Below are 18,138 nucleotides of genomic sequence, written 5' to 3'. Positions count from 1 at the left end.
TCATCTCAGGACTTTATTTTACTAATGGCTGGAAAGATCCCACGTAATTTTATAGACGACTTACTTGCCAGAACCGATATTGTCGACCTAATAGACTCAAAAGTAGGTCTAAAAAAAGCAGGTAAGGATTATCAAGCTTGCTGCCCTTTTCATAACGAAAAATCGCCTTCATTTACCGTATCGCAAGATAAGCAGTTTTATCACTGTTTTGGTTGTGGTGCTAATGGCAATGCTATTTCATTTGTAATGGAATACGAAAAACTTGAATTTGTTGATGCTATTGAAGAACTTGCGAGCATACTTAATTTAGATGTTCCTCGCGAACAAGGTACAAGCTCTGGACCTGAACGTACTGCAGCGCAAAAACGTTCTGACTACGATTTAATGCTTCATACCGCGCGCTTTTATCAACACCAATTAAAACACCATAGTAATTCTGCAGCCGTTATTGAATACGTAAAAGGTCGTGGTTTAAGTGGTGAAATAGTTAAAAAATTCATGATTGGTTATGCTCCAAGTGAATGGGATGGTTTATGCCTACAACTTGGTCGTAACAAAGAGCAAAAAGAGCAATTGGTTGAGCTAAAACTTGCCTCAGAAAAAACACCTGGCAGACAATTTGATTTTTTCCGCGACCGCTTAATGTTTCCTATCCGAGATAAACGCGGACGTGTGGTTGCTTTTGGTGGTCGTGTAATGCAAGCCGATCAAGGTCCTAAGTACCTTAACTCACCAGAAACCCGTATTTTTCATAAAGGCTTTGAATTATATGGTTTATATGAGGCTAAACAAGCTCATAAAAAACTTGATCATGTACTTATTGTTGAAGGTTATATGGATGTTGTAGCACTTGCTGAGCAAGGTATTGAATATGCCGTAGCCGCACTTGGTACCGCAACAACTAGCGAGCATATGCATACACTTTTTAGAACAACAGATAAAGTTATTTGTTGTTACGACGGTGACCGTGCAGGCAAAGATGCAGCATGGAGAGCGCTCGAAAATGCATTACCTTACTTAAGTGATGGTAAGGCGTTAAATTTTGTCTTTTTACCTGATGGCGAAGACCCAGATTCTTTAGTACAAAAAGAAGGTAGAGGACAATTTGAACAACGCTTAAGCGAAGCCGATGATTTTACCAAAGTACTCTTTAAAAAACTCAGCCAAGAAATTGATTTAACCCTTGATTCTGGTAAAGCTAAACTACTTAGTGCTGCATTACCGTTAATAGAAAAAATACCAAGTGAATTTTATCAAGAAAATATTCTTGAACAACTTGGTAGATTAATTGGTCGAACACGTGAGCAACTTAATAATCGTTTAAAAACACCTAAGCAACAACATTCAATTGAGCGTAAATTTAAAATAACACCTATGCGTCAAGCTATTGGTATTTTAATTCAACACCCAAAAATGGCTAAAAGCATTCCTTATTTGCCTGATTTAGCGCAAATGAATATTGCCGGTATTGGATTATTATTACGCTTACAAGAACAAGCGTTAGAAAAAGACGACGTTACTACTGCGCAACTACTTGAATTTTTCAGAGGAACGGAAGATTACGAGCCATTAATTAAGCTTGCGACGTGGCAACATCAGATAAATGAAGACCATTTAGAGACTGTTTTTAAAAATACTTTCAAATTTATTGAAGATCAGTGTTTAAATTATCGACTAGAGACCTTATTAATAAGAGACAAGACACAAGGTCTAAATAGCGATGAAAGACTTGAATGTCATTTGTTAATGACAGCGTTAAAAGCGACTAACAGCTAGTCAAATTTGATTTGTGCTGTTATACTACGCTATTCACTGCGTCACATTATACTAGTTAGCTTTAATGCAAGCTACATGATGGCGCCTGTTGTATCAACTTATCAGAGTGGAAGAAACAATCTCTATGGATCCAACTCCTCAGTCACAATTAAAACTTCTGATTCAGAAAGGTAAAGAGCAAGGCTACTTAACTTTTGCAGAAGTAAATGATCACCTTCCACAAGACATTATAGACTCAGATCAAGTAGAAGATATCATAAGCATGATTAATGACATGGGTATTAAGGTTAGCGAAAACGCGCCTGATGCTGATGAATTAATGATGCAAGAAACAACGACAGACGAAGACGCAGCTGAAGCTGCCGCTGCAGCCCTTGCGACTGTAGAAAAAGAAATCGGCCGTACAACGGACCCGGTACGCATGTATATGCGTGAAATGGGTACTGTTGAACTTCTGACCCGTGAAGGCGAGATTGTTATCGCTAAGCGTATCGAAGAAGGTATTAACCAAGTACAGATTTCTGTTGCCGAGTATCCTGAAGCTATCACTTACCTACTTGAACAGTGGGACAAGTTTGAAGCTGAAGAAATGCGTTTAAGCGACATTATCGTTGGTTTTATCGATCCTAACGAAGATACAGCGCCAATTTCAGCAACTAATATTGGTTCAGAATTAAGTGCTAAACAGCTTGATGATGATAAAGACGATAAAGACGATGCTGATAGCGACGATGAAGATGAAGAAGAAATTGACACAGGACCAGATCCTGAAGAAGCTCGTATTCATTTCGAAAATTTACGTGATTTATATAATAAAGCACGTGATACATTTGAAGCTAAAGGTCGTTCGCATCCTGAATCTCAAGCCGCCATTTTTGAAATTGGTGAGCTTTTCAGAACGTTTAAATTAATACCTAAACAGTTTGATCGCATGGTTAATAACATGCGTGAAATGATGGACCGTGTTCGTATTCAAGAACGCCTTATCATGAAGCAAGCTGTTCAAATTGCTAAATTACCGAAGAAAACGTTCGTTAAGCATTTTGCTAACAACGAAACTGATGCTTCGTGGGTCGATTTAGAAATTTCAGGTAACGAAAAATACTCAGCTAAACTTGAAGAAGTTAAGCCAGAGATTATTCGCAGCGTTAATAAATTATCTGTTATTGAGCAAACAACAGGTTTAAGCATTGAGCGTATTAAAGACATTAACCGTCGAATGAGCATTGGTGAAGCGAAAGCGCGCCGTGCGAAAAAAGAGATGGTTGAAGCTAACTTACGTCTTGTAATCTCAATTGCGAAGAAATACACAAACCGTGGCTTACAATTCTTGGATTTAATTCAAGAAGGTAACATTGGCCTGATGAAAGCGGTTGATAAGTTTGAATATCGCCGTGGTTATAAGTTTTCTACTTATGCTACGTGGTGGATACGCCAAGCAATCACTCGCTCTATTGCTGACCAAGCAAGAACTATCCGTATCCCGGTACATATGATTGAAACGATTAATAAACTTAACCGTATCTCTCGTCAAATGTTACAAGAAATGGGTCGTGAGCCAAATCCAGAAGAATTAGCTGAACGCATGATGATGCCTGAGGATAAAATCCGTAAGGTACTTAAGATTGCTAAAGAGCCAATTTCAATGGAAACACCAATTGGTGATGATGAAGATTCTCACTTAGGTGACTTTATTGAAGATACAACTATTGATTCGCCAATCGATTCGGCAACAATGGAGTCTCTTCGTGGCGCAACTAACGATGTACTTGCAGGCTTAACAGCCCGTGAAGCTAAAGTACTGCGTATGCGTTTTGGTATTGATATGAATACCGACCACACCTTAGAAGAAGTAGGTAAACAGTTTGACGTAACACGTGAGCGTATTCGTCAAATAGAAGCGAAAGCGCTGCGTAAATTACGCCACCCTTCTCGTTCAGATTTACTGAAAAGCTTTTTAGACGCTAAATAATTTAGCGCTACTATATAAACTAAAAAGGCCGCTATAGCGGCCTTTTTTCTATTTGAAGGAAATAATAATGGCTTGGATCCAAATTCGTATTAATGCTAATGCTGAAAATGCCGATTTAATTAGTGATTTACTCGTTGAAGCTGGCAGCGCTTCGGTTACCTTTATCGATGGCAAAGATACTCCCATTTACGAACCTAAAATAGGCACTGTGCAGTTTTGGGCTGATACGACTGTTATAGGCTTATTTGATGCAAATCATGATATGGATAGCGTCGTTGCGCTAATACAAGCTGACGAGTCACTTACAAACGAATTAGTGTATAAAATTGAGCAATTAGAAGACAAAGATTGGGAACGCGAATGGATGGATAACTTTCATCCTATTCAATTTGGTGAAAAGCTGTGGATTTGCCCTAGCTGGCGTGATATTCCTGACCCTGATGCGGTAAATGTATTACTTGACCCTGGTCTTGCATTTGGTACTGGAACACATGCTACAACTGCACTGTGTCTTAAGTGGTTAGAACAACAAGATTTGCACGGTAAAACGGTAGTTGATTTTGGTTGTGGCTCAGGCATTTTAGGGATTGCAGCTATAAAGTTAGGTGCAGAGCGTATGATTGGGATAGATATTGACCCACAAGCGCTAGAAGCAAGCTTAGATAATGCTAACCGAAATGGTGTTGCTGATAAGCTAGAAGTATACCTTCCTGAAAACCAACCAGAGTTTAGTGCTGATATTGTAGTAGCTAATATTTTAGCGCAACCACTTCGTGAATTACATAGCGTTATTTTAGGCTTACTTAAGCCCGGTGGCAAAATTGCTATGTCTGGAATCTTAGAAGAACAAGCTCAATCAGTTGCTGATATTTACGCGCCTTTTATTACGCTAGATGATATTGCTGTTGAGGGTGATTGGACACGTGTAAGTGGCACTAAAAAAGCATAACTCTCCTCCAATACAAATTTAGAGTATTAACTCAAAACTCTTATGTAAAGCCTGTATTTAACAGGCTTTACTATTTTTTTACATAATAAAAAATAAACTGATTTTGTTGCAAAAACAAAACATGCTCAATTTTCAAACAAATTAAGCGATTCCTCATGAGGTTATCAAATGTCAATACGGAAAGAGCAAAAAAAAGTCACTTTTGTTCAATTTATAGCCTTTGATTTTTGTGAAAAAAACCGTAAACTTAGCGCCCCTTGAAAAGAGGCCTATTGAATATAGTGCGTATCGGTAAATACCAACTTGAGAATAATGTAATTGTCGCGCCAATGGCAGGCATTACAGACAGACCATTTAGACAACTTTGTCGCCGCTTAGGTGCGGGGCTAGCTGTGTCTGAAATGCTATCGTCAAATCCAAAGGTTTGGAAGACCGAAAAGTCGATGAATCGTATGGATCACAGCGGTGAATCGGGTATACGCGCGGTGCAAATTGCAGGAGCAGATCCTGAGCTTATGGCGCAGGCCGCACAATTCAATGTTGCTAACGGTGCACAAATCATAGATATCAATATGGGGTGCCCAGCAAAAAAAGTGAACAAGAAACTCGCAGGCTCTGCCTTATTACAGTTTCCTGAACTTGTGGAAGAGATTATTGATGCGGTAGTAAATGCCGTTGATATACCTGTGACACTTAAAATCCGTACAGGATGGGATCCGGATAACCGTAATGGTGTAGAGATTGCGAGAATAGCTGAACGTTATGGCATTGCATCACTTGCTGTACATGGGCGTACACGCGCATGTATGTATAAAGGTGAAGCTGAGTACGCTACGATTAGGGATATAAAACGTTCAGTGTCGATTCCTGTTGTTGCTAATGGTGATATTACATCACCAGAAAAAGCAAAACAGGTATTAGACTATACGGGTGCAGATGCCATTATGATTGGTCGAGCCGCCCAAGGTCGCCCTTGGATATTTAGGGAGATAGACCACTATTTGCGAACTGGGGAACATTTACAGCCACCTGCTATTTGCGAGGTGCGCAGTATTTTAATGGAGCATTTAACTAATCTTCATATGTTTTACGGTGAGCCAATGGGAGCGCGAATTGCTCGTAAACATGTATCTTGGTATTTGCAAACGCATGACAGTGATGGTCAGTTTAGGCGAGTATTTAATGCGCTCGATAATCCACAGGCACAAGTTGACGCATTAGAGCAATACTTTAAAACACTAGCAGCTAATTAAGAAAGAAAGAGACTAAATGATGTTCGAACAAAACGTGACTTCTCCATTTATCACTAACCCTCATGTTCAGTCACACGAGAAACCGCAGCCATTGCGTGATGCAGTAAAAAAAGCTGTTCACCACTATTTAAAACAGCTTAACGGTCAAGATGTGCAAGATGTTTACGACCTTGTTCTTTCTGAGCTAGAAGCGCCATTACTTGAAGAAGTAATGACATACACACGTGGTAACCAAACACGTGCAGCTATTTTACTAGGTATCAACCGTGGTACTTTACGTAAAAAGCTTAAAAAATACGGCATGAATTAATATGCTGGCTGCAATTTATTGCAGCCATTATTAAAAAAGCACCTTAGGGTGCTTTTTTTATGCCTACAGTTTATTAACTAAATTGCAAAATGCTCACGCTTATTGAGCCTTTATAAGTCGTTTTTTGAGTAGTAATCAGTTAAAATGCCCGCTTCTAAGCTAGCTCATTAACTGAGGAAATCAAACTACAATGGATACTCATCGTCCCATTCGTCGCGCACTATTAAGTGTGTCTGATAAAACCGGTATTGTTGAATTTGCCCGCGCACTAGAAGCGCAAGGTGTTGATATATTATCAACAGGCGGCACATGTAAACTTCTTGCTGATAATGGCATTAAAGTGACTGAAGTGTCTGATCACACAGGTCATCCAGAAATCATGGATGGTCGTGTAAAAACACTTCATCCAAAAATTCACGGCGGTATATTAGCCCGTCGCGGACAAGATGAAAACGTAATGGCAGATAACAACATTTCTGCTATCGACATAGTTGTAGTTAACTTATACCCCTTTGCGAATACTGTCGCTCAAGAAAACTGCAGCCTTGAAGATGCTATCGAAAACATTGATATTGGCGGACCAACAATGGTTCGTGCAGCCGCTAAAAACCATAAAGATGTAACAATCGTGGTAAACGCGAGCGACTACGACCGTGTTATTAGTGAAATGCAAAACAACAATGGCTCAACAACGTACAAAACACGTTTTGACTTAGCGATTGCTGCTTACGAGCACACTGCCGCATACGATGGCATGATTGCTAATTACTTCGGTAAAATGGTTCCTGATTACACCGAAGAAGCTGCAGTAGAAACTAAATTCCCACGTACTATTAATATGCAGTTCACTAAAAAGCAAGATATGCGTTACGGTGAGAATTCTCATCAAGATGCTGCTTTTTATGTTGAAAGTGACATTGCTGAAGCATCAGTTGCCACAGCAACTCAACTGCAAGGTAAAGCACTTTCGTTTAATAACATTGCAGATACCGACGCAGCACTTGAGTGTGTTAAAGAATTTGACGTACCAGCGTGCGTAATTGTAAAGCACGCTAACCCGTGTGGTGTTTCAATTGGGGGCAATATTCTTGAGGCATACGAGCGCGCTTTTAAAACAGACCCTACATCAGCATTTGGTGGCATTATTGCCTTTAACCGAGAGCTAGATGCCGCAACTGCACAAGCAATTGTTGACCGTCAGTTTGTTGAAGTAATTATCGCACCAAGTATTTCGAGCGAAGCTGCAAAAATTGTTGAAGCTAAAAAGAACGTTCGTTTATTAGAATGTGGACAGTGGACAGGTAAAGCCGCTGGCCAAGATATTAAACGCGTTAACGGCGGCATTTTAGTTCAAGACCGCGATTTAGGCATGGTTACGCAAGGCGATTTAAAAGTTGTTTCTAAGCGCCAACCTACAGAGCAAGAACTTAAAGATTTACTGTTTTGCTGGAAAGTAGCTAAGTTTGTTAAATCAAACGCAATTGTTTATGCCCGTGACGGTATGACCATTGGTGTAGGCGCAGGCCAAATGAGCCGCGTATACTCAGCTAAAATTGCAGGCATTAAAGCAGCAGACGAAAACCTTGAAGTTAAAGGTTCAGTTATGGCATCTGACGCATTCTTTCCATTTCGTGATGGAATTGACGCAGCAGCCGCCGCTGGTATTACTGCGGTAATTCAGCCTGGTGGCTCAATGCGTGATGAAGAAGTGATTGCAGCCGCTGATGAAGCTGGCATGGCAATGGTACTTACTGGTATGCGCCATTTCCGCCACTAATCACACAAAGGGTTAAACGTTAGTTTAGCCCTTTTTGTTTGCTATAAATTCACGTATTCTGACTATTCAATAACCTATTTAAAATTATAATGTGAAGGAACAAACGATGAAATTTGCGCTAAAATCGCTACTTGTAGCCACACTAACGATGACATCGACTATGGCTTTGAGCCATAACCACGAATCAAGCCTTGAGCATGCTCTTCAATCAAGTGAACGTAGTGCTAAAAGCAGTGCTCGTGACGAATATCGTCATCCGGCTCAAACACTTGCATTTTTTGGCTTTAAACCAACCATGACAGTTGTTGAAATTGCGCCAGGCGGCGGTTGGTATAGTGAAATTTTAGCGCCAGCACTAAAAGAGCAAGGCACTTATTATGCCGCGCACTTTCCTGCTGATTCATCAGTTGACTACTACCAACGCTCTCTTGCGGGCTTTAAACAAAAAGTAGCTGAAGATGAGCGCTTTAGTAGCGTTAAAATTACTGAGTTTGCACCTGTAACACATTTAGATATTGCGCCAGCTGACAGTGCCGATATGGTTTTAACTTTCCGTAATGTACATAACTGGTACATGGGCAAAGATAAAAGCGGTGCATTAAGTGCATTCCAAGCTTTTTATAAAGCCCTTAAACCAGGTGGTACATTAGGTTTAGTTGAACACCGTTTAGCTGAAGAACGTGCTGATGAAGATCAAAAAACATCAGGTTATATGAAGCAGAGATACGTAGTAGACCTTGCTGAGCAAGCTGGGTTTGAGTTAGTAGCAAGCAGTGAAATAAATGCAAATCCAAAAGATACAGCCGATCACCCTAAAGGTGTATGGACACTACCACCAAGCTTACGTTTAGGCGAACAAGATGCCGACAAATATAAAGCCATTGGTGAAAGTGACCGAATGACGCTGAAATTTAAGAAACCGCTTTAAATAGGAATTTTCGCCATGAATGTTTTAGTCATTGGCAGCGGCGGCCGCGAACACGCACTTGCGTTTAAAGCCGCTCAAAACACCAAAGTAAATACTGTATTTGTAGCCCCTGGTAATGCAGGTACTGCACTTGAACCAAAACTTGAAAACGTAGCAATAAACGTTGACGACTTAGATGGTTTACTTAGTTTTGCACAGCAAAACAATGTAGAGCTTACTATTGTAGGTCCAGAAATACCGTTAGTACTGGGTGTTGTTGATAAGTTTCGTGAACATAACATGGCTATTTTTGGCCCAACGGCAGGCGCAGCCCAGCTTGAAGGTTCAAAATCGTTTACTAAAGATTTTTTAGCACGCCACAATATTCCATCAGGCGATTATCAAACGTTTGAACAAATTGACCCAGCCCTTGCTTATTTAAAAGAAAAAGGCGCGCCAATTGTTGTAAAAGCAGATGGTTTGGCTGCGGGTAAAGGCGTAATTGTAGCAATGACGGAAGCCGATGCCGAAGATGCTATTCGCGATATGCTTGCGGGTAATGCTTTTGGCGATGCGGGAAGCCGTGTTGTTATTGAAGAATTTTTAGAGGGTGAAGAAGCGTCTTTCATTGTAATGGTTGATGGCAAAAACGTATTACCTTTTGCAACAAGCCAAGATCATAAACGTGCATATAATGGCGATGCAGGTCCTAATACTGGCGGCATGGGTGCATATTCACCAGCGCCAGTTGTTACTGATGAAATCCACCAGCGAATTATGAATGAAGTGATCTACCCAACGGTAGAAGGTATGGCAAGCGAAGGCCATCCGTACACAGGATTTTTATACGCAGGTTTGATGATTGACGAAACAGGTACCCCTAAAGTAATTGAATACAACTGCCGATTTGGCGACCCTGAAACTCAACCAATGATGCTACGCTTACAATCAGACTTAGTTGAATTGATTGAAGCAGCTAACCGTGTTGAACTTGATAAAACAACGATTAAGTTTGATTCTCGCGCAGCTGTAGGTGTTGTACTCGCAGCTAAGGGCTATCCTGGCGATTACCCTAAGGGTGATGCTATATCGGGCTTACAAGTTGACTACCCTGCTGGTGAAAAAGTTTTTCATGCGGGTACTAAACAAAGTGGCGAAGACGTAGTAACTGCTGGCGGACGTGTATTATGCGCAACAGCGCTTGGTAATACAGTCACCGAAGCACAACAACGTGCCTATGAGCTTGTTAAACAAATAAGCTGGGATGGCATGGAATACCGTACAGATATTGCTTATCGAGCCATTGCTCGCGAGCAATAAATTAATATACTGATAGAAACTTATTGGTTTTATTAATTAATTTAACTATAAAAGCGCAGTTTACCTGCGCTTTTATAGTGCTACACTATTTAAAAGGGCTTTATAAGTGCGCAAACGTTGGAACTAAGAACTTTACGTTATCATGCAATTGCTGTTGCCATACTAATATTCATATTTTTTATCATTAGTACATTGGCATCAAACCTTATCGTGCCCACAAAATATACAATCGATAAAACAGCCCCAGTATATCTTCAATATGCTTACTATCTTGATGAAAGTAAAACACTCACATTAGATGATATTCTCCGCCAACCAGAACTGCTTACACATGACTCCTTGTCTAAAATATCATGGAGCTTTACACAGCAAAATTATTGGTTGTTTATTGATTTAGAAAACAAAAGCTTAAAAAAAGAAAGCATAGTCGCCCACTTTGACAACCCCATGGTCGATCACCTAACAGCTTATCTCTTAACAAAAGAAAATAAAGTAATTGATACGTTCAAGCTTGGCGATAAAGAAGACTTGCCTACGTTGTTTCAATACAGTGTGCCACATATTCGCTTTTCGCTTGATAGTAAATCATCCCAACGCTTGGTAATTAAAGTAGATACTGTTGGTATTAGTAAAACCCCTGTAAACCTATATCGGAATAAAGAATTTATCGATTTAGTACGCTCGCAAGCAGGCCTTTGGGGAATATTTGTTGGCGTAATGCTTATGGCTGCGCTTTACAATTTAGTGCTCTATTTTGGTATTAAAGACCGCGTTTATTTAATTTATATTGGTTATATTATCAGCGCAATACTCCTAATGGGATCAGTCCTTGGCTTTGGTTTTTATTTATGGCCTTTAGAGTGGCAGTTATATTTTAATGAAAAAGTGGTCTTTGGTAACCATGCTGTCTCCTTTTTTACCCTTGCGTTTTGTACAATGTTTTTGCGCTACCATAAAGACAAATGCTGGCGTTATAAAATGAGCATTATACTACTGTCTATTATGTTTATATTGGCAGTAATTAGCTTATTGATTCCCGAAAATGTAGCCGCTCCTATCTTCTTTTTTGTAATGGGACTGCTTTATATTTCGTGTATTATTTTAATATATAACAAATTACGAAGTGGTTTTAGATGGGCTAAATTTTATGTTTTCTCGTGGATACCTTTAATATTTGGTGCAGCAATTCAAGCAATGGAATTGACTGGTTTTCTGCCTTATAGCTTTGCCACGCGCAATGCCTTTTTAGCCGCTATATTGTGTGAGGTTATATTAATGGCGATGGCACTTGCAGACAGAGTACGCTATCAACGCGAATATGCGCTTTACCTTGCTACGCATACACAGCAAACTAAATTACTTAATAGCTCAAAGCTAAAGCAAGCATTTATGGCACTGCAAGCCCAAAGCCGTTCAACAACATTGTGTTTTATTAAAATACGTCACTTTAACTCGCTCAATACTATAATTACGCCCTCTCAAGGCTACGCACTTACAAAATATATAGCAAAAGAGCTCGAACTTGAATTAAGTCACGAACGCGAATTTGCAAATCTCGAAACTGATTTAAATACTAGACGACGCTTAGCCGACTTAAGCAGCGGCGTATTTGCCTTTATCTCAACTAAAACACAAAGCCAAGAAATACTAGAAAGCCTGCTTACAAAAATTATTAGTAGTTTGCCCAAGCAATATGAAATTAAAGGATTAAACCTGCAGCTTAATTACAGCATAGGCATTAGCTCTGCGGGTAAAAGTAACGACTTTGAGTATTGGTTAAAGCGTGGTTACTTAGCGCTTAAAGATGCCAAGAGCAACACTAATCAAATAGGTTCATCCTCAAGCGATAATAATTTAATGATGGATGTGACTCTAGCTGCCAAGTTGCAAAAAGCGATACAAATGAACCAACTAGCGCTTTATTATCAACCTCAAATAAATTTACTCGATAATAAAGTAAGTGGTGCTGAAGCATTATTACGCTGGCCCAATCCTACTTTTAGCAATTTACCTATTGAAGAACTAATTACCCTTGCTGAGCACACCGGTATTATTAATGAACTCACCCTGTGGGTTATTGAACAGGCTTGTAAGGATATTGTTGAATTTACAAAAAGTGGCTACGTTGATCATACTATCAGCGTAAACTTGAGTGCTAAAAATTTAACTATTAATAACTTAGCCGAAAAAGTAGAAAACATTTTAATTAAATACCAAGTCCCTGCACACTTACTTAAATTTGAACTTACCGAGTCAGCCTTTGTAGAAAGCCAAGAAGCACTTATTAAATTAGTTGATAACTTAACTGCTCTTGGAATTAAAGTTGTTCTTGATGACTTTGGAACAGGTTACGCGTCACTTAGTTATTTAGTTAATTATCACTTTAGTGAGCTAAAAATAGATAAGTCATTTGTATTTGATTTAATTAATAATCATACCCATCAAGTTATTGTACAAACAGCGATTGATATGGCGCATAAGCTTAATTTATCAATCACAATTGAAGGTGTTGAAACGCTAGAAATACATCTGTTACTTAAAGATATGAATGCCGATAGAACACAAGGTTACTTATACGCAAAAGCACTGCCTTACACCGACTATTTACACTTCTTAAAAAGCCAATATAGCTTAAAAATGTTAGACTCCTCTTTTTAACATCTTTAGGGGCCAAGTAAAGATGCAAGGCACACTGCGTAAATTAAAATCGAGCTTAACCGAACCAGTACAATATCACTTACCTGTAGGTGAACACCTAGTAGACTTAAATGCATTTATAGGTAAAGAGCTTACGCTTACCTTTAGCGGAACCATTTTATGTTCTAACTGCGGTAAAAAAACCAAAAAAAGTTATTCTCAAGGTCACTGTTTTGTATGCATGCGCAAGCTCGCTAGTTGCGATATGTGTATTATGAAACCAGAAACCTGTCACTACGACCAAGGCACGTGCCGAGAGCCACAGTGGGGCGAAGAAAACTGCATGATCCCACATTATGTGTACCTCGCTAATACTTCAGGGTTAAAAGTGGGTATTACTCGCCATACACAAATACCGACTCGTTGGGTTGATCAGGGGGCGACTCAAGCATTGCCTATTTTTAAAGTGCAAACTCGCCTGCAATCAGGTTTAGTGGAAGTTGCATTGGCTGAGTTTATTGCCGACAAAACTAATTGGCGCAATATGTTAAAAGGTCAAAACGAAGCAATTGACTTAAAAGCAGCTGCAGCCGAACTGATCCCACAAATTAGTGAAAAGCTAAACGAGCTAAGTGAGTTATTTGGCGCAACAGCAATAGAACAACTTGATGAAGATGTGATTGATTTAGATTTCCCAGTAACCGAATACCCAACAAAAATCAGCTCATTTAACTTTGATAAAGACCCTGTTGTAAGTGGTGTTTTACAAGGTATTAAAGGTCAGTACTTAATCTTTGAAAAAGGCGTTATTAATATTCGTAAATTTACGTCTTACGAAATAACGGTAGGCTAAAGCGCCTAAGGAGTTATATTAAATGCTTAATCAATTTCCACAGCTCGTTATTGTTTATAACGAACTTGAAATAGCTCACACACCACAAGAGCGCGAAGAACACTTACACAGTGTTACACCAAGCGACTTAACTGATGTAGTTATACTTAATAAACGTGGTGAGTACTGCACTTTAAAAAATGCACCGCGAGAGCCGTTAAGCGCAGAGCAACTTGCAGTACTCGTAACAAGTTACTTATTAAATGAAGGGCATTGTTGTTTAAGTAAAATAACAACCCTAAGCGTTGAGCAAGCATTTAACTTACTTGAGCTATAAAGCGCAGCACAATTAAACCTCGGTAAGCACTTTTATATGCGCTACAGCACTTCTACCCAAAGCTGATAGCGCATAGCCACCTTCTAAATACGAAATAACCCCTTTGCAGCCGCCCTCTTTAGCAACACCACATAGTTGCTCGGTAAGCCAAATATAGTCATCCTCTACAAATTTTAAGCTTGCCATATCGTCTTCTAGGTGTGCATCAAACCCTGCACTTATAAAAAGTAACTCAGGCTTAAACGCTTTTAATTTTGGTAACCATTGCTGAGTAAACACGTCTTTTAGGTCGTCGCCATTACTGGCAATTGGCAAAGGAGAATTAACGACATGGCTATTATTTTTAACCGCTGTATTTGGGTAAAACGGATACTGAAATAACGAGCAAAGCAGTACGTTTTCATCATCAATGAAAATGTCTTGTGTGCCATTACCGTGGTGTACATCAAAGTCCGCAATCGCAATGCGTTTAACCCCTTTGCTTTGTGCGTACTTAACGGCAATAGCTAAATTATTAAACACACAAAATCCAGATGATGAATCTTTATTCGCATGATGCCCTGGCGGGCGTACTGAGCAAAAAGCAGCATCGAGTTTATCGGCAAGTATTTCATCAACAGCTAACAACCCTGCCCCCACTGCGCGTTCAATCGCTTTAAACGAATCGGGGCACAGCCAAGTATCGCCGTCTAAATTAGCGAGTCCTTCGGTTGGTAGTGTAGTTTCTACGTGTTTAACTAAAGCCTCATCGTGAGCAAGTAAATAATGCTCACGCTCGGCTTTAGGTGCTTGAAGGTGTGTTAAGCCAACATCTACACCGCTGGCTAATAATCTATCGGTAATTGCATCTAAGCGCTCTGGGCACTCAGGATGGTCGTCTATCATTTTATGCTTACGGCAATGAGGATGTGAAATAACTGCTGTACGCATAAAGTGCTCCTAACCAAAGTAAATTGAATGCTTAATATAACAAAGCCACCGACGGGTGGCTTTGCGACTTTGGTTTATATCGATACTTTAAATATTGATACTTTAAATATCGGTACTTTAAATACTAGGGTCTGTTGATCTTTGCGGATTAAAATTTGTTCAAACTAGGGGCTATTTAATCGCGGCGCGAGATTTGTAACCTAGTGGGCTAAGTCAAAACCGAGCAACAAAGAGTAAATAGCCCCTAGGAAGAACCCTTTGGGCAGCGCCTGTTTGGTATTAATGCTACGTTATCGCCTATTTATGGGGAATAACCACACTGTATAGGCTCTGCCTTGCCTAAATACCAAACAGACTGCTGCAAATTTAACCTTGAAAGATCAACAGACCCTAATGTTATTAGCTATTTTGCTTTTAAATGTAGGTTTCTAAAATCAAAGCTAAAGTCGGTAACTTGTGTTGATACTGCACGCATTTTAGCGCTGTTTACACGGTTTTGTGAGCTCATTTCAAAACGAATAAATGCATCCGCTTCAAGTAGCTTTTCATCCCACTTAACAATAAATGTATTACCAGTGTAATGCTCAAGTGTGCCTTTTAAGCGCTTGGTATGCGTAAAATCAATATGCAATTTACTATCAAGTTGTTCAATAATTACATCGCCATACCAATCATCATGTAATGTACCGGTATAGTTAATATTTGGTAATTGTGGTTGATAGTCAGCGGGTGCTTCTGGTTTTGCATGAGCATACGCGTGTTGTTTGCCTTCAAAATGACTTTTAGCTAAATCCTCTACCCAGTCTTTATCTTCAAGCTCAAGCGCATCTTCAAGTACTTCATGGGTTACCGCCGAAAGCGCACCAAAAGCTTGTTGATTAGATAAAATAACAATACCGAGTTTTTTCTCAGGCAATAAAGTAACTTGCGATACCATTCCTAAAATACCACCGCCGTGACCTAGCTTTTTAAAGCCATGGTAGTCTTCAATGCTCCAACCTAATCCATAACCTCTAAACTGTTGATGATACGACTCAAACGCGCTTTTAGACGCCATAGACGTAATATGTGGGTGCCACATTTGCGCTTGTTGTTTTTCGCTAAACAACTGCTCGCCACTTGGCATTTTACCGCCTGCTAATTGCGTACGAAGCCATTGGCTCATATCGCTTACACTTGAAGCAATTGCACCTGCACCTCTAAAATCTTCTAAGTAGTTCACAAAAAATGGATGAAGCGTACCATCCATAGGAATATGACCTGTAGCCCAGTTTTTATTGCTTTTTGGAATACGTGAAAAGCCCGCCCGTGAGTTGTCCATGTGTAGCGGTTGTAATATATTTTTTTCGATATAATCGTTCCAGCTCATACCCGACACACGTGCAACTACTTCACCAGCGGTAACAAACATCAGGTTGTTATAAGCGTATTTACTACGAAAACTGCTCGCTGGTTTTAAATACTGTAATCCCGCTAAAATTTCATCAACTGACTTGTCGGTACTTGGCCAAATCATTAAATCGCCTTGCCCAAGCCCTAGCCCACTGCGATGGCTTAATAAGTCACGAATACGCATTTCGCGTGTTACGTATGAGTCGTATAATCTAAACTCTGGTAAATGATCAATTACGCGGTCATCCCAGCTTAATTTCCCTTCATCAACCAACTTGGCAAGTGCTGCTGTTGTAAACGCTTTCGTGTTTGAAGCAATACCAAACAAGGTGTCTTTGTTTACTTTTTTGTTGGTATCGAGATTAGTTACACCAAAACCTTTAGCAAAAATTACTTTATCGTTTTCAACAATGGCGACTGCCATACCGGGTACGTCAAAACGCGCCATTGAGGCTTTAATAACGTCGTCAATTTTGTTGGTATCAACTTGTGCCCAGCTGCTAAACGTAGTGCCTGCTAGTAGTGCAATTGCGGCAAGTTTGGTTAATTTCATATCAATCCTATTTTATTATTGTTGATGAACTGCAAATTCAATTGCTGCGCGCTCTTGATTGGTATCGCTTTTTTGTGCGCGATTTAATATCGCATCACTGTATTCTTTTGGTACGCCCGCTTCAAGTGATCCGCGATGAACGTGTTTTATGTACCAATCGTATGGGAGTACATCGCTGTCGTGTGTATTAGCTATATAACAATGTGCAGTTACAGCCTCACCCGTTAAAAGCGTTGGGGCTATATCTACGCAGTCGTAACCTACGCCCTCAATACCATCTAAAATAACTTTTTCATCTTCATTAAGCTCATAAATAACGCCGTAAACCAGCGCACCTTTTTTATCGCTTGGGCAAATACTGCATTTGCCTGAGCCATCTTTAAATAGCATATCAAAAGTTAGCTCGTAACCTTTAAGTACCGCGGTTCCTACACGCTTTACATTAGGTAAGCGCGCTAACAAACGGTTAGATGACATATTAGAACCAAACGAAAAATTATATAACGGCATTTTATCTCCTGTACTTTTTAAATAAGTTAAATAACAACACGTACTGCAAGGGCAATTAAAATAACGCCAATTCCACGGTCAAACCAATAACCACGTCGCTGGAAAAAACCCCTTACGCTATTTCTAGAAAGCATTATTGACAGCATTGAAAACCACGCCCAAGTAGCCAGTGCCATGTATACGCCGTAACCTACCTGTACACTAGTGGGTGTTGTTGGGCTAATCACGAGTGTAAATAACGACATAAAAAATAACGTTGCCTTTGGGTTTAATGCATTTGTTAAAAAGCCACGCCTAAAAGCAAGCCAAACGGGTTCCTCTTGAACGGTTTTGTTTTTAATATCGTTTTCAATATTGCCTTCATTATTGTCTTTAATACTTGTAGGAGGTTTTGCTGCTCTAAGTGCTTGTACGCCTAAGTAAGCTAAATAAGCACCTGCAAGATATTTAAGCGCCATAAATAAATTAGGTGATTGCGTTAAAATAAGCGCAACACCTAAAACACAATATGCAACATGTAGTAAAATAGCAGCACCAACACCTGCGCTTGTCCACAATGCGTTACGCCTACCTTGTTGCACGCTTTGCTTAAGCACTACGGCAAAGTCAGGTCCAGGGCTTGCTACTGCAAAAAAATGAGCAATAACAATCAGTAAAAATTCATCTAAGTATTCCACGCATGT

15 protein-coding genes are annotated in these 18,138 nt (G+C 39.7%); 11 read left to right on the top strand and 4 right to left on the bottom strand.

All coding sequences use genetic code 11. From position 1 onward, the window contains the following. Positions 1-24: 24 nt before the first annotated feature. The 11 genes from dnaG (at position 25) to I6F65_RS04600 (ending at position 14,070) form a co-directional block, all read left to right on the top strand. Positions 25-1,776: a DNA primase gene (gene dnaG / locus I6F65_RS04650; protein WP_197111719.1), complete on the top strand. Its 1,752-nt coding sequence runs from the start codon at positions 25-27 to the stop codon at positions 1,774-1,776. A 124-nt stretch (positions 1,777-1,900) separates the two neighbouring features. After that, positions 1,901-3,748: an RNA polymerase sigma factor RpoD gene (gene rpoD / locus I6F65_RS04645; protein WP_166108807.1), complete on the top strand. Its 1,848-nt coding sequence runs from the start codon at positions 1,901-1,903 to the stop codon at positions 3,746-3,748. Between the two features lie 67 nt (positions 3,749-3,815). After that, positions 3,816-4,697, top strand: a complete 882-nt coding sequence (prmA, locus tag I6F65_RS04640; RefSeq protein ID WP_166108806.1) for a 50S ribosomal protein L11 methyltransferase — start codon at positions 3,816-3,818, stop codon at positions 4,695-4,697. Positions 4,698-4,978: 281 nt separating this feature from the next. Continuing rightward, positions 4,979-5,950, top strand: a complete 972-nt coding sequence (dusB, locus tag I6F65_RS04635) for a tRNA dihydrouridine synthase DusB (RefSeq protein ID WP_197111742.1) — start codon at positions 4,979-4,981, stop codon at positions 5,948-5,950. 19 nt (positions 5,951-5,969) lie between these two features. Then, positions 5,970-6,260, top strand: coding sequence for a DNA-binding transcriptional regulator Fis (fis, locus tag I6F65_RS04630; RefSeq protein ID WP_002957804.1), 291 nt, complete (start codon positions 5,970-5,972; stop codon positions 6,258-6,260). A gap of 190 nt (positions 6,261-6,450) precedes the next feature. Continuing rightward, positions 6,451-8,037: a bifunctional phosphoribosylaminoimidazolecarboxamide formyltransferase/IMP cyclohydrolase gene (gene purH, locus I6F65_RS04625; RefSeq protein WP_166108804.1), complete on the top strand. Its 1,587-nt coding sequence runs from the start codon at positions 6,451-6,453 to the stop codon at positions 8,035-8,037. Positions 8,038-8,143: 106 nt separating this feature from the next. Next, positions 8,144-8,965, top strand: coding sequence for a class I SAM-dependent methyltransferase (locus I6F65_RS04620; protein WP_024610498.1), 822 nt, complete (start codon positions 8,144-8,146; stop codon positions 8,963-8,965). 15 nt (positions 8,966-8,980) lie between these two features. Beyond that, positions 8,981-10,264: a phosphoribosylamine--glycine ligase gene (gene purD, locus I6F65_RS04615; protein WP_166108803.1), complete on the top strand. Its 1,284-nt coding sequence runs from the start codon at positions 8,981-8,983 to the stop codon at positions 10,262-10,264. Between the two features lie 117 nt (positions 10,265-10,381). Beyond that, entirely contained in the window at positions 10,382-12,922 is a 2,541-nt protein-coding gene (locus I6F65_RS04610; protein WP_166108802.1) for an EAL domain-containing protein, read from the top strand. Positions 12,923-12,944: 22 nt separating this feature from the next. Beyond that, positions 12,945-13,754, top strand: a complete 810-nt coding sequence (locus I6F65_RS04605; RefSeq protein WP_166108801.1) for a DUF2797 domain-containing protein — start codon at positions 12,945-12,947, stop codon at positions 13,752-13,754. 22 nt (positions 13,755-13,776) lie between these two features. Further along, positions 13,777-14,070, top strand: coding sequence for a DUF4144 family protein (locus I6F65_RS04600; protein WP_166108800.1), 294 nt, complete (start codon positions 13,777-13,779; stop codon positions 14,068-14,070). A gap of 12 nt (positions 14,071-14,082) precedes the next feature. Here I6F65_RS04600 and I6F65_RS04595 read toward each other — a convergent pair whose 3' ends face one another. The 4 genes from I6F65_RS04595 to I6F65_RS04580 form a co-directional block, all read right to left on the bottom strand. Beyond that, positions 14,083-15,000, bottom strand: coding sequence for a histone deacetylase family protein (locus I6F65_RS04595; protein ID WP_166108799.1), 918 nt, complete (start codon positions 14,998-15,000; stop codon positions 14,083-14,085). 403 nt (positions 15,001-15,403) lie between these two features. Further along, positions 15,404-16,945 (bottom strand): serine hydrolase, encoded by a 1,542-nt coding sequence (locus I6F65_RS04590; RefSeq protein WP_197111717.1) that lies wholly within the window; start codon positions 16,943-16,945, stop codon positions 15,404-15,406. Between the two features lie 15 nt (positions 16,946-16,960). After that, the gene (locus I6F65_RS04585) at positions 16,961-17,455 is read right to left on the bottom strand and encodes a gamma-glutamylcyclotransferase family protein (protein ID WP_197111715.1); all 495 of its coding nucleotides are present in this window, start codon (positions 17,453-17,455) and stop codon (positions 16,961-16,963) included. Between the two features lie 26 nt (positions 17,456-17,481). Then, entirely contained in the window at positions 17,482-18,132 is a 651-nt protein-coding gene (locus tag I6F65_RS04580; protein WP_024592503.1) for a LysE family translocator, read from the bottom strand. Between the last annotated feature and the right edge of the window lie 6 nt (positions 18,133-18,138).

This window comes from Pseudoalteromonas sp. SWXJZ94C (genome assembly GCF_015864385.1).
Lineage (GTDB): Bacteria > Pseudomonadota > Gammaproteobacteria > Enterobacterales > Alteromonadaceae > Pseudoalteromonas.
The sequence above is the reverse complement of the archived record's forward strand: the minus strand, read 5'-3'. Positions and strand labels throughout refer to the sequence as shown.